We start from the raw sequence: 26313 nt of genomic DNA, 5'->3' as shown, positions 1-26313 counted from the left end.
TTCGAATAGTGCTTCCTCCTTTTTTGTTAGATTGTATATTTAATTTTTTGTTTTTCTTCGTGACGCTCAATCGCTAAGCGAATTAGCTCTTCAATTAATTCCGGATACGGTAACCCTGTATGTTGCCATAATAGAGGGAACATACTAAACGGCGTGAATCCTGGCATTGTGTTTACTTCGTTAATATATACTTCTCCATCTTTCGTTAAGAAGAAATCAGCTCGTGTTAAGCCCGAACCATCTAATGATTGGAATGCGATAATTGCATCTCGCTTAATTACATTAGACTCTTCTTCTGTCATTTCAGCTGGAATAATTAACGCTGTATCACCATCGATGTATTTCGATTTGTAATCATAAAAATCTTTTTTCGGTACAATTTCACCTACAACTGAACATTTCGGCTCATCATTACCTAATACACCAACTTCTACTTCACGACCTACAATATTTTCTTCTACAATAATTTTACGATCAAATTGGAATGCCTCTTCGAATGCATTCTCAAGCTCTTCACGATCGTTACACTTATTAATACCAACACTTGAACCAAGGTTTGCTGGTTTTACGAAGCAAGGATATCCTAATACTTCTTCTACTTTTTCATACGCTGTTTCACGATCTTTTTCCCATGCGCTACGAATGAAAGATGCATATTTCGCTTGTTTCAATCCAGCTTCTGCAAAGATATTTTTCATAACAACTTTATCCATACCAGCAGATGATGCTAATACACCGTTACCTACATATGGAATGTTTAGTAATTCTAATAACCCTTGTACTGTTCCATCTTCGCCATTCGGTCCATGTAATAATGGGAAAATAACATCAATTGCATCTTCTTGTTTAGAAGTTGCCGTTGGGATAATTTCTGTACTTAATGATACAGGAGAAATTGTATTCTCTTCCCCACTCATTTGTAATGCCTCAACATTTGTTACTTCGCCTTCAATACGCTCTCCACGCATCCATTGGCCTTGTTCTGTAATATAAATTGGATGAATCTCGAATTTATCTTGATTTAATGCTTTAATAGCAGCAAGAGCCGTTTGTAACGAAACTTGATGCTCAGCTGATTTTCCACCGTATAATAAACCTAATTTAATTTTTGTCACTGAAATCACCCTAACCAATTGTTTTCATTTTTCTATTTTAGCACTTTTTATAAAAATAGGTAGTTCCTATTTGAAATAAAATGTAACTTCCACAAATAATTAAAAGACACCACTTATTGGTTTTCTACACTTTTTCTCTTTAATTTCTACACACCTAAACAAAATTAAACTTTAGAGCAAAATTGCTATCTAATCTAGTTATGTACCTAAAATATGTAGAAATCCACTTTGTGTGTATGTCATCTATATTACCCTACCATTTGTGGAGAATGAAAAAACACTGATTAAAGTTTCATTTTATTAAGAAGACTGTTTTGTAGGCGTATCTTTTTGCCTCTGCTCAACAAGACGATCTAAAGAAACATATACAAAGCCTGCAACTACACACCCTACACTTAAAATTGTAAATAAGTAGTGACCAAGCAAACGATCCAATAAAAAACCACCAAGAAGTGGACCGAATGCACTTCCTGTAATCCACTGCAAACTCGCCGCCCCCATATAGGTTCCTCTCAAATGCTCAGGGGCCAAATTCGCTACAAACGTCATCTGTACAGGTGACATAATCATCTCGCCTAACGTATATATGGCATAAACAAACATTAACGTCATTAAAATAATTGTAGCATTTGTATCATATTCTCCAAACCACTTCGGTAACCATCCTATAAAAAACAAACCAATTCCGAACAAACACGCACCGTATAACATCGTCTTTCCAACAGGTTTATCTGTCGCCCATTTTGAAATTTGAAATTGAAATAAAACAACTAATAGACCATTTAATGCCATTAAATATGGGTATGGATTGTTGACTCCAATAATATCCTTCATTTCGTTATCAAAGTGAAGCGGTAACATGCCTTCTGTTTGAGAAAACCCCATAGAAATAATGATCCCCGCTAACAAATAAATCATTAACGCCTTATCTCTCATTAAAATTTTCCAAACTGCTCCGGATTCCTGCTCTTTACTTTTTTCCGTCATATCCGTAATTTTTGGCATTGTTTCTTTAATAAGTACTAACACTAGTAGCGCATAAAACAACATAGCGGATGAAGCAATAATAAACACGAGGTTCTTTGATAAAACAACTACCGATGCTCCCATTATCGGTCCAATTGCAGCACCAATATTGTGTCCCATTCGCAATAAACCATATGCTTCTGTTCTTTTTTCTGGCGCCGTCACATCTGCAACCATCGCTGATGCTGCTGGATGAAATAAAGAATTACTTAACCCTAAAAAAATAGATAAAATAGCGTATGGAATAAATCCTTCGATAAATAAAAAACCGAGCATTAATAACGCATTACTCGCCATTGAAAATATCATAATTGGCTTTCTTCCATATATATCAGCTATTCTTCCGCCTATAAGCGAGCCAAAGCTTGCAGCAATTGGAGAAAGCGCCATAATAATCCCAACTTGTAATAAAGAATCTACCTTATCTTTTAAATATAGTGCAAAAAAAGGCATTAACATCATCATCGCAATTCCGTTCAAAGTCTCACCGATAAATCGAATCCATACGTTACGATCCATCTCTCTTAGCTCACGCCATGTATTTTTCACATTTTCACCCCTTTAGTTCGCCAACAATTATCTTATAATACATTCAGAAAAATGTAAATTTTCAAAATAAAAATCCATCCTAACAGAATTAGAATGGATTTTTCCATTTATAAATTTGCTACATCTTCTTCTTTTTTACTATTATTTAAAACACTACGCTTTCTACTATAGGCGAAATAAACTACTATACCGATAACCATCCAAACACCAAAACTAATCCAAGCTGTCGCTGATAATTGAAGCATCAAATATAAGCAAAAGATAACTGTTAATGCTGGTAAAAATGGTACGAGCGGCGCCTTAAACGCCCTTGGTAAATCAGGATGAGTTCGTCTCATCACAATGACAGCAACAGCTACAAGTGCAAATGCTGACAAAGTTCCCATATTTACAAGATGTGCTAAAACATTTAAATCTATTAATCCTGAAATAAGTGCTGCAATAATACCTGTTGCCCATGTATTTAAAAATGGCGTTTTAAATTTCGGATGAACTTTAGCAAGACGCTTCGGTAACAATCCATCTCTGCTCATTGCATATGAAACACGAACTTGCCCATACATCATAACTAGCATTACAGTTGTAATTCCTGTAATTGCTCCTACTGATATCACTCCCGCCAAACTATCTTGTCCAATAAATTGAAGTGCGAAAGCAACTGGATCTGATATATTCAACTGACCGTATGGAACAATCCCTGTCAAAATAAGTGAAACAACAATGTACAGAACCGTACAAACTAGTAACGATGCAATAATTCCAATCGGCAAATCGCGTTGTGGGCGCTTCACTTCTTCTGCGGCTGTTGATACAGCATCAAATCCAATGAATGCGAAGAAAACTGTAGCTGCTCCAGCCATTACACCATCTAACCCAAATGGCATAAAAGGTGTCCAATTTTCAGGTTTTACATAATTAAATCCGGCGAAGATAAAAATGAGAACAACTGCTAGTTTAATAAATACCATTATATTATTTACACGTGCACTTTCACGAACACCTCTAGATAAAAGAACCGTCATAACTAGAATAATTAGAACTGCAGGTAAATCAATTATTCCACCCTTTCCAGTACCAGGGGCCGAGGAGAGAATGGTGGGAATATGAATCCCAAATCCCTTTAATAACGATTGCAAATACGCTGACCATCCATTGGCTACAGCAGATGTGGCTAATAAATACTCGAGCATTAAATCCCATCCAATTAAGAATGCAAATACTTCTCCCATCGTCGCATACGTGTACGTGTAAACACTCCCTGAGACAGGAACTGAAGAAGCAAATTCAGCGTAACAAAATGCAGCAAAGGCACAAGCTAATGCAGCTATAGCAAATGATAATATAATAGCTGGTCCAGAATGTTTCGCTGCTACAACGCCAGTAAGAACAAAAATACCAGTTCCAACAATTGCTCCGATTCCAAGCATTGTTAAATCAAGTGCCCCTAACGTTCTCGATAATGTCTTTTGTTTACTTTCTTGCAGTAACGTTGAAATCGGCTTCTTTTGAAAAATTTGCTTCATACTGTGCTCCTCCATGATTTTAGTTTTCTGAAAATTTAATTTACTTTCCTCATTTTACCCACGGCATGTTTTTTAGTCAATACTTTTGTCGAAATAAACAGAAAACTATCGAGATACATACTATACTCTTATCATCCTTTCGATAAAAAGATTCAGACAATCATATCTATATATATTTTCATAACTTTTTTGGTATTATTATACATATCGATTCCATAAAAGAGGCATGCTCCCGTAGTGAGCATGCCTCTTTTTACTTATTTCACAGTATATGAACCCTCTTCAATCCAGCTATACATATATTTTTCATCTTCCGTCTCATGTGCTTGTTTTACAATACGAAGCGGACGGAATGTATCTATCATAACAGCCAGTTCAAGTGTCTCTTTCTTCCCTATACTCGCTTCTGTTTTCCCTGGATGTGGCCCATGCGGGATCCCGCTTGGATGAAGCGTAATAGAACCTTCTTCTACACCTTTTCGGCTCATAAAGTTACCTTCTACATAGTACAGTACTTCATCACTATTCACATTACTATGATAATATGGTGCCGGAATAGATTCTGGATGATAATCGTATAAACGCGGTACGAAAGAGCAAATGACGAAATTATGCCCTTCGAATGTTTGATGTACTGGTGGTGGCTGATGAATACGACCTGTAATTGGCTCAAAATCCTCCACATTAAAGACCCACGGATATAAATAACCATCCCACCCAACAACATCTAACGGATGGTGCCCTAACACATGCTTGTGCATATAACCTCTCGACTTTGTCATTGCGACAAACTCACCTTTATCATCATATGTCTCCAATTTTTCCGGGCCACGAATATCCCTTTCACAAAACGGACTATGTTCTAACAATTGCCCATATTCATTGCGATAGCGACTTGGTGTTGTAATTTGGCTATTTGCCTCTACAACAAGAAACTTAGTCTCTCCCTCATCTGGAATAACACGATAAATCGTTCCAATTGGAATTGTTACATAATCACCTTTTCTATAGTGAATCGTTCCAAACATCGTTTCAATTTTTCCTGTTCCATAATGAACAAATAACATTTCATCGCCATCACCATTACGGTAAAAATAATCCATTTTTTCTGTTGGACTCACTACTCCAATTAATAAATCCTCATTCCCAAGCATAAAGTTTCTTCCGCTTACTGCATCACCAGTTTTTTTATTTTCTTTCGTACGGAAGTGGCGATGAGCAAGAAGGGCATCCTCTTCATACTGTAACTGACAAGAATGTGATAATGTCGCGTGCCCTACTTCTGTTGGCATATAATGATGATACAAAATAGACTGGGTACCAGAGAAACCTTTTGTCCCCATTACCTGCTCACGATAAAGCGATCCATCTTTTTTACGAAATTGTACATGTCGTTTATGAGGTAGCTCCCCCATGTGACGATAAAACATGCCCATCACCTGCTTTCATGTCTTTTTTGACCGTATTACGTAACGTACCTAAACCAGTAATCGACAACTCTACAACATCTCCATCTTGTAGCCACTCTTCTGTACCAAGTTCTAAAATACATCCTGTTCCTACTGTCCCAGAACCAATCACATCTCCTGGATATAACGTAACGTCTTCCGAAGCACGTTCAATCATTTCAGCAAATGTATAGTAAATATCTTGGAAGTTTCCCTTTGATAATATCTTTCCATTTACATGAGCAGTCATCTCTAAATCATAACGATCACCGTTACGATAAACGTCTAATTCCTCTTTCGTAACGAGATACGCTCCTAATGAAGTTGCAAAATCTTTTCCTTTCGCTGGACCGAGTCCCACTTTCATTTCTGTTGCTTGTAAATCCCTTGCACTCCAGTCGTTCATAATGCAGTAACCAAAAATATATTCCTCTGCTTGTTCACGAGAAATGTTTCGTCCTTCTTTCCCAATTACGCAAGCAATCTCTAACTCATAATCAAGCTTTTTAGACTTCTTCGGACCAATAACAAAATCATCTGGCCCAATAACAGCACGGTGGTTCGTAAAATAAAAAACCGGGATATCATACCATTCAGGTACAACATCTAGCCCTCTTCTCCCGCGGGCTGTTTTTACATGCTGCTCAAATGCATAAAAATCTCGAATGCTACTCGGATTAGGAATTGCCGCTGCTAATTGAACTTCCTCTAAGGAATATATACCCTTTTCAGGATTCTTAATATTACGCAATACTTCTACATACTCATCTGCTTTCTCTAAAAAGGCGAGCATAGAAGAAGGTAATTGTCCATTACTTGCAAGATTCATATCGATTACTTTGTCACCTTCAAGCCATCCAGCTCGCATTTCTTTCGATGGGAGACGAAATGTAACAAATTTCATCTTGATTCCTCCCTATGAAAATGAAATTTCCACCAACAAAGGAACTCTTGCTGGTGGATACAAATTTTATAAATTTCCGCGACGCTCTTGTTCTCTTTCAATTGATTCGAATAACGCTTTAAAGTTCCCTTCGCCAAATCCACGAGAACCTTTACGTTGGATGATTTCAATAAATAGAGTTGGACGATCTACAATTGGTTTCGTAAAGATTTGTAATAAATAACCTTCTTCGTCACGGTCTACTAGAATCTTCAATTCTTTTAATCTATCAATTTCTTCATCAATTTTCCCCACTCGTGCAGTTAACTCATCGTAATACGTATCTGGCGTATCTAAAAACTCCACGCCATTCGCACGAAGCACTTCAATTGTTTTTACAATGTCACTTGTTAATAAAGCAAGATGCTGTACACCCGCTCCGTTATAGAACTCTAGATATTCTTGAATTTGTGACTTTCTTTTTCCGTCTGCTGGTTCATTAATTGGAAACTTAATACGGCTTCCATTCGTCATAACTTTTGACATTAATGCCGAATACTCTGTACTAATATCGTCATCGTCGAAATGGATCATTTGTTTAAAGCCCATAACATTCTCGTAATAACTAACCCACTCTTCCATTTTCTCAACGTTACCAACTACATGGTCTACAGCAATTAAACCGGATTCTTCAAATGGAATATTGAACTCTACCTTTTGAAATCCTGGCATGAATGTTCCTTTATAATTTTTACGCTCTACAAGCGTATGAATTGTATCACCATACGTACCAATAACCGCTTTCTTCAAGGTACCTTCCTCATCTGTTAACTCTTCAGGAGGAGCAATCGCAACAGCGCCACGTTTTACAGCTTCAGAGTATGCTTTATCAACATCATCAACAAGTAAAGCCACATCTTTCACTCCATCACCATGAGTCTTTACAAACTCTGCAATACGACTATCACTACTTAAAGCTCCAGACACAACAAAACGCATATTTTTTTGCACAAGAACATAAGATACCTTTTCACGGTTTCCTGTTTCTAATCCAGAATAAGCTACAATTTTGAATCCAAACGCTCTCGCAAGATAATAACTTGATTGCTTTGCATTCCCTACGTAAAATTCCAAATGATCTACATCACGTACCGGAAAAAAGTCCTCCATTTGTGCAGCTAGCGTATCCATAGATTTTTGTTTCATAATATCTTCATCCCCCTGTAAATAGATTAAATGGTCCATACTTAAAACCAACCGAAAGCGCTTCCAACATCAATTAATAGAAATTAGTTAGCAAGCTAACAATTTCCGACCTTTAAAATTTTCTATCTCTTCTGTCAAATTCCTCTTTTTTTCTTACATATAAAATTCGACTTTTTTCTCTTTAAAGTAAGGGGAAAATATTAATACTTGAAGGTATATATGAGAGGAAAACAAAAAAGACTCCAACATATTAACTACTTACTAATACGTTAGAGTCTTTATTTTTTTTGAATGATTGTATTTATATTTTTCATACTAATATATTTGCAAGGAATAGAATAAATGATGTTAATATTACCGCTCCGCCTAATGATCCTAATAAATCTGTTTTTGTTACTTGTAACACTTGTTCACTGTTCATATTCCTCATTCTCCTTTCATTTTGTACAATTTAAAACTTTTATTATACTAATACGCTTGATAGAAATACGATTAATGCTGTTAATACTACTGCTCCGCTTGCTGATCCTAAGAAATCACCTTTTGTTACTTGTAATACTTGCTCTTTCATATCTTTCATTCTCCCTTCATTTATCTTTTGTTACAAAACTTCTATTATACTAATACGCTTGATAGAAATACGATTAATGCTGTTAATACTACCGCTCCACTTGCTGATCCTACGAAGTCACCTTTTGTTACTTGTAATACTTGCTCTTTCATATCTTTCATTCTCCCTTCATTTATCTTTTGTTACAAAACTTCTATTATACTAATACGCTTGATAGAAATACGATTAATGCTGTTAATACTACCGCTCCACTTGCTGATCCTACGAAGTCACCTTTTGTTACTTGTAATACTTGCTCGTTGTTCATAATTTTCATTCTCCCTTCTCTTATTTTTGTTACAAAACTTCTATTATACTAATACGCTTGATAGAAATACGATTAATGCTGTTAATACTACTGCTCCGCTTGCTGATCCTAAGAAGTCACCTTTTGTTACGTTTAATACTTGCTCGTTGTTCATATCATTCATTCTCCTTTTTTATAAGTTATCTATATGTAATTACTAAGAAACGATTAGTTCATAGTTTTCATGTTAACGTTACATTGAAATTAATTACGTAACGTTTGTAACACTAATGTAACATAACTATTATTACGTTGCAATATAATTACGTAAATTTTATTACACTTTTTTTACGTTTTTTTAAATAAACACTCAAAAACCTTGTTTTAATGCGTTTTCTACTACAATCACATTTGTAACACTAGTGTAACATTAAGGTCATAAAGCGAAATATAATATTATTCGTCTCTATTTTGTTAACAACCAAAGTGAAACTTTAATCAACGAGAGTTCCATTCCCTACTAATTATTCCCCTCACCAATCGCACTTTTACTAGAAATTAATGCGGGATAAAATACTATCTTTCCAAGATAAGTTTATATGTTTCCTCTATATAACTATGTATAATGGAAACAAAGAGGTGGTCATTTTGAAATTAATCGCACTAGATATGGATGGTACACTACTATCATCTAATCTTGAAATCTCCAAAGAGAACTTACAAGCTATCCAAACCGCAAAAGAGGCTGGTCATATTGTAATGATTTGTTCTGGCCGCGCGAAAGAGGATGCTTTGAAATTATTGGAAGAATATAAACTATCTCTTCCAGTTGGAGCAAGCAATGGGGCAATTGTTTATGTAGACGGAAAAGTAATTAACTCGCGTTGTTTACAAAATGATAAAGTATACAAGCTTGCAAAATTACTAGAATCTGAAGGTTTTCCATATAAGTTGTACACAAATAAAGGGGTTTACTCTCCTTATACATGGCAAGATCAAGTTATGCAGGCATTCGAAGAAAACAAGCATACACTAGATGTTACACTTGAGGAACTTGAAAGAATTACAGAAAAACAAAAGAAATCAAACTTAATTACTGATTTCCAAAAAATCGAAGATGTCGTAAATAATCCAGAATTAGAAATATCTAAATTCTTTATTTTGACATTTAATGCTGCTCATCGTTCGCAGCTATTGCAAACTTTACAAGAAGATACGGATATTTCAGTTACGGCATCAGCTCCTACTAATGTAGAAATTATGGATAAGCATGGCCATAAAGGCAATGGTTTGCAAGAAATGGCAGCTTATTTCAATATATCAATTGAAGATACTGTTGCAATCGGCGATAACTTTAATGATGTGCCAATGTTACAAGTAGCTGGCTTATCAGTTGCAATGGGAAATGCCGAAGAAGATGTCAAAAAACTATGTGACGTTGTAACATTAACAAACAATGAACATGGTGTTGCTCATGCAATCGAGCAATTTGTATTGAAACAAACTTCATCTAGTAAATAAAGTGAAACTTTAATCAGAGGCGGGGTTCCTCTGATTATTAGTTGAACCAATCGGGCTTTTACGGGCAGTTAATGCGGGGTAAAAAAAGGACTCTTTCACATTTTGAAAGAGTCCTTTTCTTTTACACATGATGACAAGCAACAAAATGATCTTCACCCACATTACGGAATTCTGGTACATTCGTTTTACAAATATCTGTAGCAACGGGGCAACGTGTATGAAAACGGCAACCTGATGGTGGATTTGCAGGACTTGGAATATCCCCTTCTAGAATAATCCGTTCTCGCTTAACCGTTGGATCCGGTATTGGCACTGCTGATAACAATGCTTTTGTATATGGATGAAGCGGATTCGCAAATAACTCATCACGTGATGCTGTTTCCACAATAGTTCCTAAATACATAATTCCAATTTTCGTACATAAGTGCTCCACAACACTTAAATCATGTGAAATGAATAAATAGGATAATCCCTTTTTCTCCTGTAATTCACTAAACAAATTAATGATTTGCGCTTGAATAGATACATCTAATGCCGCAACAGGCTCATCAGCCACAATAAATTCTGGATCTAATACCATTGCCCTTGCAATAACGATACGTTGACGTTGCCCACCGGAAAACTCATGAGGGTACCTGTCAATATGATACGGCGCTAAACCACATAACTCCAATACTTCTATCACCTTTTCACGGACATTTTCTTTCGTCGCTAGTCCGTGAGCCAACATTGGCTCACCAAGCGCTTCTCCAATTCTCATTCTTGGATTTAATGAGCTAAATGGATCTTGAAAAACGAGCTGCATATTAGGACGATGCTTTCTCAGCTCTTCTTTTGATAAAGCATGAACATCTTGACCTTTAAATTTCACTTCACCTTCTGTTTTTTGAACGAGACGGAGAATTGTTTTTCCTATCGTCGTTTTCCCACTTCCAGACTCTCCTACAAGGCCAAACACTTCTCCTTTATCAATTGTAAAGCTTACCCCATCTACCGCTTTCACATGTCCAATCGTTCTACTAAATACGCCGCCCTTAATTGGAAAATACGTTTTTAAGTTCTTCACTTCTAATAATGGTTCACTCATTGCCCAGCACGCTCCTCATATAACCAACAAGCTACTTTATGATCCTCGTCATGCACATTAAGATTTGGCGCTTCATTTTTGCATATTTCCATGCAATGTTCACAGCGACCACTAAAGTAGCAAAACTCATCTAAGCCAACTAAATTTGGAACTTGCCCTGGAATAGAATAAAGTTTATCTGTTCGTTTCCCCATTACTGGTTTTGATTTTAGCAACCCTTGCGTATATGGATGTTTCGGATTTTGAAATATTTCTAGTACCGGTGCCTCTTCAATAACTTTCCCGCCATACATAACGACAACATAATCGGCCATTTCCGCTACAACACCTAGATCATGTGTAATTAATAAAATGGACGTTTTAAATTCCTCTTTTACTTGTCTTAGTAAGTCTAATATTTGCGCTTGAATCGTAACGTCTAGAGCTGTTGTCGGTTCATCTGCAATTAATAACTTTGGATTACAACTAAGTGCAATAGCAATCATAATACGTTGTAACATACCACCGCTTAATTCGTGCGGATAAGAATGGACAATTTCATCAGCACGAGCAATACCAACTTTACGAATTAATTCAATTGCTTTTTTGTATGCTTCGTTTTTGCTAAGTAGTTCATGCTCTCTTAACGTCTCAACAATTTGCTCTCCAACAGTAAAGACCGGATTAAGTGATGTCATCGGTTCCTGGAAAATCATCGCGATATCATTTCCTCTTAAACTACGAAGTTCTTTCTCTTTCATTCCTAAAAGACTTTTTCCTTCATAAAGAATGTCACCACCAACGATGCCGCCAGATTCAGCAATAAGTCCCATAATAGATAAAGCCGTTACACTTTTCCCGCAACCTGATTCGCCTACTACACAAACTGTTTCACCTTCTCGAACTGAAAAGCTAACATGATTGACAGCCTTTACTGTACCTTCTTCCGTCTGAAAGTGTGTTTGTAAATCCTTTAGCTCTACTACCGCTCTACTCATGCTTTCTCACCTACCGCTTCATCTTTGGATCTAATGCATCACGAAGTGCATCGCCAAGTATATTAATTGATACAACTGTTATAAAGATTGCAAAACCAGGCGGGATCCATAACCACGGACGCTTTTGGAAATCGATTAATGAGTTTGCTGCACTAATCATATTTCCCCACGATGGTGTAGGCGGGACAACGCCAAGTCCTAGGTAACTTAGTGCAGACTCTCCTAAAATAGAACCTGCAACACCTAATGTGGATACAACAATTAATATCGGCAGAACATTTGGGATTAAATGATATACAATTTTCCGGTAATCGTTTATCCCGAGTACATCAGCAGCTTGCATAAACGATTGTTCTCGCAGCGATAAAATTTGACCTCGTACGAGGCGTGCAAGTCCTGGCCAACCTACTAAACTTAAAATGATCATAATGACATAAAGACGATAATCAGATGGTACTTTCCATTCTGATAAAATAGCTCCCATTATAATAAGTAACGGTAATCCTGGCATCGACATTAAAATATCCGCAAGACGCATTATAATATTATCGACGATACCACGGTAGAAACCTGCAATCGCTCCTAATAAAGCACCTAGTATAACGGATAACACCATTGAGGCTAAGCCAATTGTTAATGAAATCCGTCCTGCTTGCATAAGCCTCGTTAAAATGTCTCTTCCTAATTGATCTGTGCCAAGCCAATGAGAAAAACTAGGTGGTTTGTTAATTAGCGTAACTTGTATTTTTCCTGATGCATACGGTGAAAAGAATGGACCAATAAAACAAAATAAAAACATAAAAACTAATGCGTAAAATCCTATAAGTGCCATTTTATTTTTCTTTATCCTTTTAAAAGCTTGCCTCCACGGCGATGATTCATTCCTTCTTTTCTTTTTTTCTTTTTTTTCCGTAGTTGCTGTAACAGTTTCCATCTCTTTCCCCCCCTTACTTCAACCGAATACGTGGATCAACAACTGCATATACAATATCCGCTAAAAAGTTTGAAACAATTGTCAAACACGAAAGAAACATCGTAAATGCCATTAATACCGTATAATCACGAAAATTTAATGCTTCTAATTGAATATTACCGATACCTGGCCAGTTGAAAATTTGTTCTATAATAATTGCCCCTGAAAACAGCCCTGGTAATTCAAATGCAAGCAATGTAATAGCCGGCAAAATTGCATTTTTTAATGCATGTTTATAAATAACGGTCTTCTCCTTTAAACCTTTTGCTCTAGCCGTTCGAATGTAATCTTGCCGTACAACCTCTAACATACTCGTTCTAAAATAACGAGTTAATGAGCCAACTCCAAGAAGAGTTAAAATAAATACGGGTAAAACCATATGCTTTGCAACTTCTATTCCGTAAGCAAGCCCAGTTGAATTACTCCCAACATCAATCATCCCGCCTATCGGTAACAGCTTAAAGTCAACCGCAAACACTTTAATTAAAAACAAACCGATAAAGAATGAAGGAAATGACATCGCTGCAAATACACCAATTGTTACAAGCTTATCGAATAAAGAATGTTGCTTTGTCGCTGAAAATACACCGATAATAAGTGCAATTAGCCAAATAAAGAACAATGCAATAATCGCAACAATAAACGAATTCCATATAAATTTATTTAATAATGACGTTACAGATTCTTGATATTGAAGAGAAAAACCAAAGTCCCCCTGCAATGCATTACCTAGCCAGTGAAAATATCGCTCAACAATTGGTTTATTCAATCCATACAATTCCCTAAGTTCAGCTGCTCTTTCCGGTGTAATCTTCGGGTTTGAATCAATATAATCTCCTGGAAGAAGTGCGAACAGGAAGAAGATAATAATCGATGTCCCCAACAGTGTAGGAATCATTTGTAACAGCCTACGAATGATATATGTTTTCACCCTTTTTCTCTCCAATCTTATGCTTAAAATAGAAGAACATTTTTTCAAAGCGGCACACTACTTGCCGAATGAAAAAATGTCTTCTACTTATACATTCTTCTCGTTATTTTTCGATAGATAGAGCTGGTAAGTTTGCACTAATACTATTGTATTTTTCAGGGTCAATTCCTTTTATATTCCCGTTATAACCAGTAATTGTTCTACGATAGTTTAATAGAATTACTGGTGGATCATCACTTAATTCTTTATACAGTTCTTTATAGATTGGTTTACGTTTTTCAATATCTACCGTTTCAATACCCTTTTGAATTAACTCATCTACTTTTGCATTTTTATAACCAAGACTCTTCTCATTGACACCCGACAAATATTCACCAGCTGTTTCACTCGGATCACTTGTAATTGGTGTCGAAACAGAAGCTAAATCATAATCACCTTTGTTTACCTTCGAAAGCATAGTATTAAAGTCCATAAATTCAGGGTTAAATTCTACACCTATTTCTTTATAATTCTCTTTTGCAATCGGAATTAATAAATCGCTATCTTTAGCCGAACTTGGGCCGAAATAAGAAAGCTTTAATTTTTGACCATCTTTTTCACGAATTCCATCCGAACCAACTTTCCATCCTGCTTCATCTAATAATTTTTTCGCTTTTTCTTTGTCGTATTCATATTTATTAACTCCTTCTTCCGTATAAGCCCAAGAAGTTGGATGAATTGGTACATTAGCTACCGTACCGTATCCTTTCAATGCTGTATCAACATATTTTTTACGATCTAATCCGTAAATAAGTGCTTGACGAACCTTTTTATCCTTTAAGTACGGCTTATTATTATTCATATAAATATAGCTAAATGACGCTGCTGTTTCGATTTGGATATTTGCAAATTCTAAAGCCTTAGCCTGTTCAAGAACTTCGTCACCAGTACCTAGGCCAGTGTAGTCAACCTCACCTGTTTGGAATAATTGAAGCTTCGTATCACCAGAAGTAATTTTATAAATGAAGTTTGGAATTTTGGGTTTACCCGCATAATAATTTTCATTTGCTACAAATCGCACTTCTTGCCCTGGGATATACTTTTCAAATTTATATGGACCCGCAGCTATCGGTTTTTCATATAACGCTTTTAAGTAATTTAAGCTTGTATTTTGTTTGTAATCTTTTCCATAATAAGCTTTTGATAATACCTCTCCACCTAAGGCTGTTAGTGCCTGTGAATTAACTTTTTCAGTTGTAATTTTAATTGTCTGTGGATCAACAACTTGAATTCCTTCAATAGAAGTTGCTTTTCCTTCTTTATATTCTTTACCACCTTTAACAGCATATTGAGAAATGTCTTTGTCACCCTCATATGCCTTATCATGTAAAAGCGTCAATGTGAACGCTACATCATCTGCTGTTAATGGTGAACCATCGCTAAATTTCAAATCTTTACGTAAATGGAATGTATATGTTAACTGATCAGAGGAAATATCCCACTTCTCAGCTAATTCTGGAGTTGGTTTTCCTTGTTTATCTGTAGATACAAGAGATGCAAAAATAACTGAAGTGACGTTTCCATCCCAACCATTTTGTTGGAAATATGGTAAAAATACGCCTCCCGGTTTACTAATACCCACTACTAACGTATCTTTTCTATTCTTCGCTTTATCTGGTACTTTCGTCTTATCTGTCGCAGCAATATTTTCAACTTTTATATTTTTTAAATCTTGCTGTTTTACTGGTTCTGTAGAAGCCGTATCCTCCTGTCCCCCACAAGCAGATAACACAAGCGAACTACTCAGTAATACCGAAAATACACCAGCCCATTTTTTTGTCTTTTTCTTCATTGTCCCCACCCTAACTTTTTTTTAATAATTACACCTTATGAACTGCTTGCCTAATGTATGCCTCCCACAGCAACATTTTATAACCAATCGGAAAAGTCGGTTTTAGTTATAAAAAAATAGTTGTTTTTGAGGGGTAACAATCTTATTCCGACCTTTCCGGTAGACTTTATGGTTATTAGCTTATATCTTTCAGTATATTTTGTCAATTATTTCTATATAAATATTTCGATAATTCCCCGAAAATTATTGAGCAATATTCAATTTAGGTAAACTTAACAAAATACCATTATAATTATCTTCTTGTAATCCTTGAATTCGTGCATTATGTGCAGACACGACTTTACTATTGTTTAAGAAAATAACAGGTGGATCTTCACTTAACTCTTGATATAGTTTTTTATAGATTTCTTTTCGTTTTTCAATATCCAATGTTTCTAATGCCTGCTTAGCTAATTCATCTACTTTCGGATTATGATATCCATCATAATTACGCTTACTTGTCGAAACAAACTCCTCAATTGTTCCGCTCGGATCATCAATCATCGGTGTGGAGACCATCGCTAAATCATAATCTCCTTTAATTACCTTGGAAATCATCGTATTAAAGTCCATGTATTCAGGATTGAAATCTACCCCAATCTTTTTATAATCCTCCTTCATAACGGGGATCATCACATCATTGATTTTACTTGCAGAAGAAGCAAAATAACTTACCTTCAATTTTTGGCCATCTTTTTCACGAATACCATCTGATCCAGCTTTCCACCCAGCTTCATCGAGCAATTTCTTCGCCTTTTCTAAATTATATTCGTATTTATTGATTCCTTCTTCTGTATACGCCCACGAAACTGGTGTAATTGGTACATTAACGAGTGAAGCGTATCCTTGGAAATATGTATCAATGACCTTTTGACGCTCTAATCCATAAATAAACGCTTGGCGTACACGTTTATCTTTAAAGTATGACTTCTTATAATTCATTTTAATGTAACCGTATGAACTTCCCGTATACACATTAACATTAGCAAAGCCTAACTCTTTTAATTGTTCAATCGTCTCCGCATTTGTCGTGAAGCCATCATAATCTACTTCGCCCGCTTGAAATTGTTGCAGCTTCGTATCACCTTTTGTAATTTTATAAATAAAGTGCTCAATCTTCGGTTTACCTTCAAAATAATTTTCATTTGCTACAAAACGAACTTCTTGACCTGGAATATATTTATCTAGTTTATAAACTCCTGCTCCCATCGGTTTTCCATATAACTCTTTTAAATACTCTAAATTCCCTTGCTTATATTCTTTACCGTAATAAGCTTTTGATATAACTTCTCCACCAATTAACGATAATGTTTGGGCATTTACCTTTTCAGTTGTAATCGTAATTGTTTTCGGATCGATGACTTGAATCCCCTCAATAGATGTAGCCTTTCCTTCTTTATATGCTTGCCCACCCTTTATTGCTGTTTGGCTTATGTCCGTTGCACCACTATAAGTTGGATCATGTAGTAAAGTTAATGTAAATGCTACGTCATCCGCTGTTAACGGTGAACCATCACTAAACTTTAAATCATCTTTCAAATGAAACGTATATGTAAGCTGATCCTCCGAAATATCCCATTTCTTCGCTAGAATTGGAATTGGTTTCCCCTCCTTATCCAATCCAACGAGAGGAGCAAAGATAGCTTGTGTTATATTACCATCCCACCCATTTTCCATAAAATGCGGAAGGAATATCCCGCCAGGGCTCGGCATTCCCACTACAAAGGTATCCTTTCTTTCTTTTGCCTTTGCTGGACTTTTTGCTTTGTCACTCGCTTTAATAAACTCATCTTTTACTTTCGGCATCTTTGTTGCTTCATTTGTACTTGTCTCTTCTTGAGCACATCCTGCTAATAAAACCGATGTACTAAGAAACGTAACAAGTAACCCTTTAAAAACCTTTCGCATAATTCTCACCCTTACTTTCCTGTTTTCTAATTAAGTAGTAACATAAAGATCCTTTCTGTAACTATCCTTATTTATCATATAAAAATAGTATGAATTAATTTCAAGATTATTCCTTTTCACTAGTTATGTCAATCCTTGCTAATTGATGTCTTTCAAAAAATAAAAAACACCTTCTATTACCTAATAGTCCCGCATAGAATAATAACAATTAACTACCAAGAAGGGGGCGAAAATATGGACAACCTATTCCAATATGTCCTGCACTATGTATTATTAACAATCATGATAGTCGGGGCGTTATTACTATTCCCTTTCTTCCCAAAGTTCGTCCTCTTTTTAGCTTTTTTTATTATGCTCGGGATCGCTATTATAATTTCAACGAGGGAAGATACCACACAAAAAGAAAGCAGAGTTCAGCGCGTAAAGCTGTAACTCTGCTTTCTTTTTTTACTTTCAACCATGAGTCTCTATCACGCATACTTATGTCTCGGGAAATAATTAGCCTACACTTCTGTAATTACTATTATTGAAAAAGCTTTTGATAACATTTATTTTTCTCTTTACCAGTTCTTCAATTTCGATATGGAATTTCTGCTGGATGAAAATTGCGTAACATAAATTTATCAAAATTACTGTTTCACGTGAAACACATTTTTTATTTATCCCTTACGTAAAATATTATTATAAAGTTAAACTTTAATCAGTGGGGGTTTTGTTCATCCCCCACCGATTATTAACCCTCACCAATCGGGTGTTTACGGGCAGCAGGGCTCCCACCTAACTTCTTTGCTCCAACCTAATTTTGAGGTGGGAGTCTTACTGCCCCGCAAATAGCGGGATAAAAAAGAAAGCTAATCCCTTCAGCAAAACTGAAAGGAATTAGCTTTCTACTTTTTACTCCACAATATTCTCTAACTCATTATATAACTCCGCTCGTAAAAACTCTTTTTTCGTTTTTTCTTCATATAATTGTTCAAGCATTTCAACATCAACTACATTTTCCATTTTACATTCGATTGCATATATATCTTCTTCTATATGCATTAACTCGTTTTCAACTGCCTCTAAATCCCTAGACTTCTTCTTTTTTATAGGCATTACTTCTAACGCTTTATTCCCTTGCTGTTGCTGCTTCTGTTTTATTACCTGTTTCTCAATTTTTTCTTCCCACTTTTGACGAGCCCATGCATAGTTCCCTGCAAACTCAAATAATTTGTGCTCATCAATCCAATATGTCTTTTCAAACAATTTATTTAAGAAATAACGATCATGTGAAACAGCTAAAATCGTCCCGTTATATTGTTCAAGGGCCTCCTCTAAAACTTCCCTTGATTCAATATCAAGATGATTCGTCGGTTCATCTAAAATAAGAAAGTTAACATCTTGATACATAAGTTGCGCGAGCCTTAACCTCATTTTTTCTCCACCGCTAAGTTGTGTTACTTTCTTAAAAACAGCTGGACCATAAAATAAGAAACGAGCTAATATATGTCTTGCTTCTCCCTCTGTTACAGCCACGCAATCTCTGAAAGCTTCCAATACATTGTTCTTCATATTCCCGTACGCATGTTGCGATAAATAACCGATTTTCACACTACTACCAATCCGAATTTCTCCAGCATCTTGCTGCATTTCTTTTAGTAATAGTTTTAATAACGTAGTCTTTCCTGTACCATTACGTCCAACGATAGCTGCGCGCTCCTGAAAACGAATATGCAAATTTACTTTCTCGAATAAAGATCGTTCATCAAATCCTTTACTCACTTCTTTCATTACAACAACATCTTTCCCGCTTCTCTCTTGCCCTTCAAACTGAAGTCCCATCTGTTTTCTATCCAAAATGGGTCTCTTTAGTTTCTCTATGCGCTCTAATGCACGTTCCATATTTCTGGCTCTCTTATGCAATCCTTCATTCGGCGGATTCGCTTGATTTGCCCATTCACGTAGACGCTTAATTGCTTCTTTCATTTTCTTTATTTTCTTTTGCTGTTCTTGATACGCTTGAAATTCTTGAAGCAGCCTTTCTTCCTTTTCCGCAACAAACTGTGAATAGTTCGTATGATATACGTGAATTTCTCCATCTTCTAAATCAAAAATTTTCGTTACAACTTCATCAAGGAAATAGCGATCATGCGAAATGACCATAACTGTTCCTGTATATTCTTTTAGAAATTGCTCTAACCACTCGACTGCAAATAAGTCCAAATGATTTGTTGGTTCATCTAACAAAAGTAGATCTGGTTTCTGCAATAGCATATACGCAAGGCTTACTTTTGTTTGTTCTCCACCACTTAACTCCATAAATGATCTTGGAAATAGTTCCGTCACCTGTAGACCATTTGCTACCTTCATAATATTCGCTTCTATTTCATAACCACCGAGAAACGCGTACCTTTCTTGAATTACTCCGTATCTCTCCATCAATTTTTGTAAAGCAGATGATTCCTGTTCTTCCGCCATATTTTTTTCTAAAGCATGCATTTCTATCTCCAACTCTTTTTCCTTTTTAAAAGCGGAGCTTAATACATCATATACATTCATTTCATTATTAAATTTTGGAATTTGTGCTACATGACCAATGCGCGTACCTTTCTTCACATGAATAGCCCCTGCATCCAAACCCTCAATTCCTGTTAAAAGCTGAAAGATAGTTGTCTTCCCACTACCGTTACGACCAACTAATCCAATACGTTCTCCATTCTTTATTTCAAGCGATATATTTTCAAATATGATGTTTCCACCAAAAGATTTCTTTACATTATTTACACTACAAATTGTCATTTTCCGTACTCCTTTCAATATAAAAAACCATGGGAAAGAAACATTCCCCATGGTTTTTGTCATAGAAAAAGGAAGCCAAATAGCTCCCTTTTCACACGTTTATCAAAAATGGGTGAAGAGACTTCTATCGTTCAATAGCTACCATGCAATTGTTAAAAAAGGGCATACGTATCCCGTTAACAACTACATCATGAAAAATCGCACGACAAATATAGATATAATCTAAAAATTTTGCGCGCGTAGCTAAAGAACATTTCATCTCATTCACTCCTTTCGTACGGAATTTAATACTTACTTCTTTATTATACTTCCCCGATTTATGTTTGAATAGTCATTTTTCTGAAAATAATAAAGATAGACTAAACATTTCAATAAGTGACATCAAATCTTACAAAACTGTTATGTTCACGTAATGGAAAGCGATAGTACGAAAAGATACCTCCCTATACAATAAAGATGTAAACAAGAGAGACAAAAACAAGGAGGAAACAATCATGATGAAAGAAATCGTAAAAGCAATCTTTGAGGTATTAGTGAACGGACAAGCAGTTGTAAAAGAACTAAACGAACTATAAAAGGGAGGAAAGAACTATGATGAACATGGTAAAAATGATCTTACATGCTTTAGTTGATGCGAAAGCAGTTAGCCAAGAATTAAACCAACAATAAAAAGGGGTATATGAATATGAAGAAAGCCATTATTGTAATCGCAAGTACAGCAATTGCCTTATACACAATAAAAAATAGAAAAAAGAAACAAAATGAAAATGCTCTATATTATCCATACACACTATTAAAGAAAAAATAAAAGACAAGGTACCCTATTGCAATGAGGATATCTTGTCTTTTATTTTTCCCTATTCCCTTTAAAGGATTTCCTTCTCCTTTTCCCGAATGTATTAAGCGGGATTTTACATATATTTTAAAGGGGCATAAATACAAATGGATACACAACAACTATATTTTTTAAACGATATTGGTAAACAAAAACCAGAAAGTATTCGGAACAGAAACACTGCATGTCCTTTTTGTGACAGAGAAAATTTAACGGATATTTTAGCAACTGAGGGCTCTATTATTTGGTTAAAAAATAAATTCCCTACATTACAGGATACCTTTCAAACCGTGCTAATCGAAACAGATAATTGCGAAGACCATATCGCAACATATACAGAAGAACATATGAGAAAACTAATTCGCTTCTCTATTCTCCATTGGTTAAACTTACAGGAAAATGAAGAATTCACTTCTGTGATTTTATACAAAAATCATGGTTCATTTTCAGGCGGAAGTTTGCATCATGCACATATGCAAATTATCGGAATGAAACATGTAGACTATCTTGAAAATATTGAGGAAGCAAATTTCCAAGGGGTAATTGTTCAAAAAAATGAACGCATTGAACTCAACATTTCAAAGCGTCCTATTATTGGCTTTACTGAATTTAACATAGTCATTGAAGATATTGCATTTATAGATGAAATGGCAAATTATATTCAGCAAACTGTACGTTACATACTGACAGATTTCCATAAAGGATGTAGTAGTTATAACTTATTCTTCTATCATCTAAATGGAAAAATCATTTGTAAGGTTGTTCCTAGGTTTGTCGTTTCACCGTTGTATGTAGGATATAAAATACCACAAGTTTCTACAAAACTAGAAGAGGTGAAAATACAACTAGCGCAGTATTTCATGAAGCACGAAGACAAAATTATTCACAAAAAAACAGAGTAGGTATAGAAAACCTACTCTTTGATTACACCTTTATTTCGATAGTATACATCCTCTAATCCGATGTTATACTTCATATTGTTATCCGTCCACTCCGGTCCTAAATTCCCTGGCCATCCAGATGTATTCGCTATATATTTCAGTAATGCAAAATCAGTCAAACCTTTTTGCACCCCGCGCTTATAACCTTTCATTAAATGCGGCATTGCAATTTGCGCATTTGTACGTGGATCTTTCAGCTCTTCATCAGTTAAATGATCTGGCGCAAGCCCACCACCGCGGTGTAATTGAAACAATCCGAGTGAAGTTCCGTTATCTCCAACACTTCTTGGATTTAACCTACTTTCGTGTTCGGCAATTGTAAGAGGTATCCATTCCGGAAGGTTTACTTTCTTTGCTTCCTCTATAATGATTTGTTTCATCTGTCTTGCTTCTTCTGAATCAACATAGCTTGTCTCATTCATTAGCTTACCCATTCCTTCAGACTTTCCTTGGAAATATAAATACACTCCAAGAACAACTAAAAATCCTACAAAGAATTTCTTCACTACCTCTACCTCTTTCTCCGCTGAAATTTGTCCCCTTTCAGCCTTTCTTTTACAATTACCAACACTCTATCATTCTCTTACCTTTCAATCATAGCAAATTACTATACATATTATCATCATGCTTTAGACCGATTTTGCGAAAAAACATATGGTAAATACGTGCAAAAATGTAACTCACATGGACTATAACTTATTTCTTGTATATAATTGTAAATTGAATTCCATATATAGAATAGGAGCATAAATAAATGAAAAGAACTCTACTAATCTTTTTCAGCATTTTACTACTCATTCCTATACATACCTCTGCACAAACATCATCAAAATCAAAAGTACTCGTTTTGTATAGTACAGAAGACAACAAAATTACAAACAATGTACAAATCCTTAATACTCAGTTAGGGCACTTTACAAAAGATATAACAGTAAAAAGCTTAAAGGAAATAAAGGAAAGTACTGAATCATCTTCTTATACACATATTGTTTATATCGGAGAGAAAAAAGAAGATTTTTCTATTGCAGCAAAACAATTTCTAGAAAACTTCTCAGGTCCCATATTAGTTTTAGGACAAAATGTTGAACAATTATCTAATCGTTTTTCTTTCATTACCTCGAAAGAAACCGATATACGAATTCACACTATAGAATATCCGACTAACCAGTTAAAAAATGAATTACATGAAGAACGCTTAATGAAGAAAATTGAAACAAAAGGAACAACTCTTGCTTACGCCTTGAGTGCTGATGGAACTCATCCGTTAATCATTCAGCAAGGAACATCCTATTATGTTGCAACTCCAAACCTTTTCGATTGGATGTCTCATTACGTCGGTGAAATGTTATTTTCTTATTTCGGACAAATACCTGAAACAAATAAAACTTCAGCTTATTTACGTCTTGAAGACGTTCATCCAGCTGTAGATGTAAAGCAATTAAAAGAAATCGCTGAATTACTAAAAGAGAAAAAGCTCCCTTATATGATTACCGTTATCCCTGTTTACAAAGATCCAGACACAGGAAAAACAGTACATTTAAAGGATAACTCTGAATTAATCGATGTTTTACACTTTATGCAAGATAATGGTGGCTCTATCGTTATGCATGGTTACACACATCAATTTTATGATAGTGAAACTGGCGAAGGTTTTGAATTTTGGGATGTAAAAACAGATCAACCAATTCGCCAACCAAACCATGAAAAATCAAAAACAAAAAAAGATTTTCAGTCTACAGAAGACTATAATAAATACGTAAAAAACGGGAAAGCCTTCGAAGAAAAATATATTAAAGATCATATTGAAAAAGGGATTACAGAGCTTGTAGAAGCTAAATTATATCCAGTTGCCTTTGAAGCTCCGCACTATACAATGTCTCAAAAAGGATATGAAATACTATCACAATATTTTTCAACTTATGTAGGACAAATACAACTAAACGATACAACTTGGAAATCAATGCACTCACCGGCTTATATAAGTACACCGTCATTTTTACATGGGATGAAATTAATTCCTGAAACTGTTGGCTTTATTGAAGAAGGTAAGCCACAAGCTATAGCAAAAATGAAAGAACGTGCTTTATCTATCACTAAACTATCTGATGGAATTATCGGTGCATTTTATCATCCTTACTTGGGCGTTGAACCATTAAAAGAAGTATTAAAAGAACTAGAAAGTATTCCAAACATAGAGTGGATTGATTTACAAAAAGACATGAATGAAGTAAAAATGAAAGATATTCATATTACTACTAATAAAGAAGGCATTCACATTGAAAAACCAACAAGTGCGAATGACATAATTGATTATATAAAACAATATGGGTTCTTCCTTATAATTGGGTTCATTATAATTGTCTTTCTTTTATTATTAAGACGTGCGAAAAAATTAGAGTCATAAAAAAAACACCAAGCGAGATGCTTGGTGTTTTTTTATGACTCACTAACTTTATAAAATCGCACCGTATTCGCATATATTTGCTCAGTAACTTTCTCTACTGATATTTTTTTTATTATACTGATTTCTTGTAATACATCTTTTATCATATAAGGATGTGTCATCGTATCCTTCTGAAATTCCCACGGCCCATCTGTTTCTACCATCATATATTCAAGCGGATAATACGAAACTATTTTTCTAATTGTCTCCTTATGTAAAACATCCGGTGTGATAGAAATATAATAACCGTTCCTCATCATCCGTTTCATTGTCTCTTCACTTCCTTTAAACCAATGAAAGTGTGCACGCGAAACTTTATATTCTTCAAGTAAACCACATACAGTGTCAGTATCTTCATAAACCGCATGCAATATAATTGGTAAATCGTATTTACTAGCTAGTTCCACAAACTTTTTTAACACCGCTATGTATGGATCAATAGCAATATTTTCATCTTCTTTCCTTAAATAATATGGCAAGCCCACTTCACCAATCGCAACGATTTCCTCTACATGATCTTCAATTAATTTATAAATTTGCTCACATTCCTCTTTATGAATCGGCTGCTCCGGATGAAAACCTATTGCTGGATGTACAAAAGGATATCGCTTTGCTAAAGATAAAGTTTCTAGACATGATTGATAATTCATAGATACTGCAATAAGCCCTTGTATCTCTTTACTGTTTTCCACATCTATAAATAATCTACTTTTCTCTTCATTCTCATATTGATCAACATGTATATGACTATCAATCAATTTCATCTTTATGCCCCCATAAAAAAAACAAGAAAGGGTCTTCCTTCTTGTTTTATCATCTATATTAGTTAACAATTAAATTTGTTATTATATCAAATAATCCAATACATACTACGGCAACAGTAAAGTAGCTACAGAAATCTTTAATTGGAAACTTCACTACTTCTTCTTTACGCATCCCAGTTTTCTCCCTTCTTAATATATCCCTAATTATTTTTTATCTATTTGTATCTATTATGCAAAAAATATGACAAATTTACTATCGAATTAACTTACGTAAACCTTACAATGTTGTAAGGTTTGAAAAAGAGCCTCATCTAAATAGAGATGAGGGCTATTAAAAATTAGTTGGTTTTTCATTCTTCATTAACATTACAAACAGAAAGTGATACAGTGAGACTTTCTAGTTACACTATATGAAATTTACTATATTTTAACCATCGAATTACATTACAGAAGGCTTACATGTTTGTAAGCTATGTGTAATGTAATTCGATAGTTTCCCTTACCTATATTTCGTACAATAAAGTTAGAAAGTAAGCCAAATAAGAAGAACACTCACATAACCAAATTACATTGCTAGTAGCCGACTCTTCTTATACCTTTCACTCATGCTACTACAACGTACCCCCTTCCCCTTTATATAATAAGAAAAGCCTTAGTCCATATGGACTAAGGCTT

General features: G+C 35.2%; 26 protein-coding genes. 5 read left to right on the top strand and 21 right to left on the bottom strand.

Features of this window, described 5'->3' with window-relative positions:
* Positions 1–26 precede the first annotated feature (26 nt).
* From JFT95_RS26320 to JFT95_RS26270, 11 genes are all read right to left on the bottom strand, one after another.
* Positions 27–1115 (bottom strand): D-alanine--D-alanine ligase, encoded by a 1089-nt coding sequence (locus tag JFT95_RS26320; protein WP_002009961.1) that lies wholly within the window; start codon positions 1113–1115, stop codon positions 27–29.
* Positions 1116–1415: 300 nt separating this feature from the next.
* A complete protein-coding gene (locus JFT95_RS26315; RefSeq protein ID WP_201053557.1) occupies positions 1416–2690 on the bottom strand; it encodes an MDR family MFS transporter in 1275 nt (424 codons plus the stop codon).
* Between the two features lie 107 nt (positions 2691–2797).
* The gene (gene bcaP / locus JFT95_RS26310) at positions 2798–4213 is read right to left on the bottom strand and encodes a branched-chain amino acid transporter BcaP (protein WP_201053555.1); all 1416 of its coding nucleotides are present in this window, start codon (positions 4211–4213) and stop codon (positions 2798–2800) included.
* A 257-nt stretch (positions 4214–4470) separates the two neighbouring features.
* Complete coding sequence (locus JFT95_RS26305; RefSeq protein ID WP_201053553.1) at positions 4471–5643, bottom strand: homogentisate 1,2-dioxygenase; 1173 nt, start codon at positions 5641–5643, stop codon at positions 4471–4473.
* Entirely contained in the window at positions 5609–6565 is a 957-nt protein-coding gene (locus tag JFT95_RS26300) for a fumarylacetoacetate hydrolase family protein (protein ID WP_201053551.1), read from the bottom strand. The genes JFT95_RS26305 and JFT95_RS26300 overlap by 35 nt, the downstream gene beginning before the upstream one ends.
* A 66-nt stretch (positions 6566–6631) precedes the next feature.
* Positions 6632–7750, bottom strand: coding sequence for a 4-hydroxyphenylpyruvate dioxygenase (gene hppD, locus JFT95_RS26295; protein WP_002140158.1), 1119 nt, complete (start codon positions 7748–7750; stop codon positions 6632–6634).
* A gap of 310 nt (positions 7751–8060) precedes the next feature.
* Positions 8061–8171: a DUF3948 family protein gene (locus tag JFT95_RS26290; protein WP_001083697.1), complete on the bottom strand. Its 111-nt coding sequence runs from the start codon at positions 8169–8171 to the stop codon at positions 8061–8063.
* Between the two features lie 42 nt (positions 8172–8213).
* Positions 8214–8330 (bottom strand): DUF3948 family protein, encoded by a 117-nt coding sequence (locus JFT95_RS26285; RefSeq protein WP_002029425.1) that lies wholly within the window; start codon positions 8328–8330, stop codon positions 8214–8216.
* Positions 8331–8365: 35 nt separating this feature from the next.
* Positions 8366–8482, bottom strand: a complete 117-nt coding sequence (locus JFT95_RS26280) for a DUF3948 family protein (protein ID WP_000654250.1) — start codon at positions 8480–8482, stop codon at positions 8366–8368.
* A 35-nt stretch (positions 8483–8517) separates the two neighbouring features.
* Positions 8518–8628 (bottom strand): DUF3948 family protein, encoded by a 111-nt coding sequence (locus JFT95_RS26275; RefSeq protein WP_001058534.1) that lies wholly within the window; start codon positions 8626–8628, stop codon positions 8518–8520.
* A gap of 43 nt (positions 8629–8671) precedes the next feature.
* Entirely contained in the window at positions 8672–8791 is a 120-nt protein-coding gene (locus JFT95_RS26270) for a DUF3948 family protein (protein WP_002009865.1), read from the bottom strand.
* Positions 8792–9255: 464 nt separating this feature from the next.
* Between JFT95_RS26270 and JFT95_RS26265 the strand changes: the two genes are divergently transcribed.
* Positions 9256–10128 (top strand): Cof-type HAD-IIB family hydrolase, encoded by an 873-nt coding sequence (locus JFT95_RS26265; RefSeq protein WP_201053549.1) that lies wholly within the window; start codon positions 9256–9258, stop codon positions 10126–10128.
* 121 nt (positions 10129–10249) lie between these two features.
* Here JFT95_RS26265 and JFT95_RS26260 read toward each other — a convergent pair whose 3' ends face one another.
* The 6 genes from JFT95_RS26260 to JFT95_RS26235 form a co-directional block, all read right to left on the bottom strand.
* A complete protein-coding gene (locus JFT95_RS26260) occupies positions 10250–11215 on the bottom strand; it encodes an ABC transporter ATP-binding protein (RefSeq protein ID WP_061689741.1) in 966 nt (321 codons plus the stop codon).
* A complete protein-coding gene (locus JFT95_RS26255; protein WP_002091396.1) occupies positions 11212–12192 on the bottom strand; it encodes an ABC transporter ATP-binding protein in 981 nt (326 codons plus the stop codon). Before JFT95_RS26255 ends, JFT95_RS26260 begins: the two co-directional genes overlap by 4 nt.
* Before the next feature lie 10 nt (positions 12193–12202).
* Positions 12203–13126, bottom strand: coding sequence for an oligopeptide ABC transporter permease (gene opp4C / locus JFT95_RS26250; RefSeq protein WP_000451066.1), 924 nt, complete (start codon positions 13124–13126; stop codon positions 12203–12205).
* Between the two features lie 13 nt (positions 13127–13139).
* Positions 13140–14096 (bottom strand): ABC transporter permease, encoded by a 957-nt coding sequence (locus JFT95_RS26245; protein WP_002091399.1) that lies wholly within the window; start codon positions 14094–14096, stop codon positions 13140–13142.
* 103 nt (positions 14097–14199) lie between these two features.
* Positions 14200–15927 (bottom strand): ABC transporter substrate-binding protein, encoded by a 1728-nt coding sequence (locus tag JFT95_RS26240; protein ID WP_201053548.1) that lies wholly within the window; start codon positions 15925–15927, stop codon positions 14200–14202.
* Between the two features lie 243 nt (positions 15928–16170).
* Entirely contained in the window at positions 16171–17874 is a 1704-nt protein-coding gene (locus tag JFT95_RS26235) for an ABC transporter substrate-binding protein (protein ID WP_201053547.1), read from the bottom strand.
* Between the two features lie 234 nt (positions 17875–18108).
* Between JFT95_RS26235 and JFT95_RS26230 the strand changes: the two genes are divergently transcribed.
* Positions 18109–18306 carry a hypothetical protein gene (locus tag JFT95_RS26230; RefSeq protein ID WP_000369259.1) on the top strand — a complete coding sequence of 66 codons (198 nt, stop codon included), beginning with the start codon at positions 18109–18111 and terminating at the stop codon, positions 18304–18306.
* A 462-nt stretch (positions 18307–18768) separates the two neighbouring features.
* On the opposite strand, the gene abc-f is transcribed toward JFT95_RS26230, so the two are convergent.
* On the bottom strand, positions 18769–20655 hold the full coding sequence (gene abc-f, locus JFT95_RS26225; protein WP_201053546.1) for a ribosomal protection-like ABC-F family protein: 1887 nt from the start codon (positions 20653–20655) through the stop codon (positions 18769–18771).
* 124 nt (positions 20656–20779) lie between these two features.
* Complete coding sequence (locus JFT95_RS30035) at positions 20780–20914, bottom strand: RAxF-45 family protein (RefSeq protein ID WP_307838408.1); 135 nt, start codon at positions 20912–20914, stop codon at positions 20780–20782.
* A gap of 420 nt (positions 20915–21334) precedes the next feature.
* Here JFT95_RS30035 and JFT95_RS26220 point away from each other — a divergent pair, with 420 nt between their 5' ends.
* Complete coding sequence (locus JFT95_RS26220; RefSeq protein WP_002029408.1) at positions 21335–21463, top strand: hypothetical protein; 129 nt, start codon at positions 21335–21337, stop codon at positions 21461–21463.
* 134 nt (positions 21464–21597) lie between these two features.
* On the top strand, positions 21598–22392 hold the full coding sequence (locus tag JFT95_RS26215; RefSeq protein WP_201053545.1) for a DUF4931 domain-containing protein: 795 nt from the start codon (positions 21598–21600) through the stop codon (positions 22390–22392).
* 11 nt (positions 22393–22403) lie between these two features.
* Here JFT95_RS26215 and JFT95_RS26210 read toward each other — a convergent pair whose 3' ends face one another.
* Positions 22404–22937, bottom strand: a complete 534-nt coding sequence (locus JFT95_RS26210; RefSeq protein WP_201053543.1) for a transglycosylase SLT domain-containing protein — start codon at positions 22935–22937, stop codon at positions 22404–22406.
* A gap of 248 nt (positions 22938–23185) precedes the next feature.
* Here JFT95_RS26210 and JFT95_RS26205 point away from each other — a divergent pair, with 248 nt between their 5' ends.
* Positions 23186–24835, top strand: coding sequence for a DUF2334 domain-containing protein (locus JFT95_RS26205; RefSeq protein ID WP_061689749.1), 1650 nt, complete (start codon positions 23186–23188; stop codon positions 24833–24835).
* 32 nt (positions 24836–24867) lie between these two features.
* Here the strand turns inward: JFT95_RS26205 and JFT95_RS26200 are convergent, their stop codons facing one another.
* Positions 24868–25638, bottom strand: a complete 771-nt coding sequence (locus JFT95_RS26200; RefSeq protein ID WP_201053542.1) for a TatD family hydrolase — start codon at positions 25636–25638, stop codon at positions 24868–24870.
* Between the last annotated feature and the right edge of the window lie 675 nt (positions 25639–26313).

This window comes from Bacillus sp. TH17, from assembly GCF_016651125.1.
GTDB lineage: Bacteria > Bacillota > Bacilli > Bacillales > Bacillaceae_G > Bacillus_A > Bacillus_A mycoides.
This window is presented reverse-complemented; position numbering and strand designations above follow the sequence as displayed.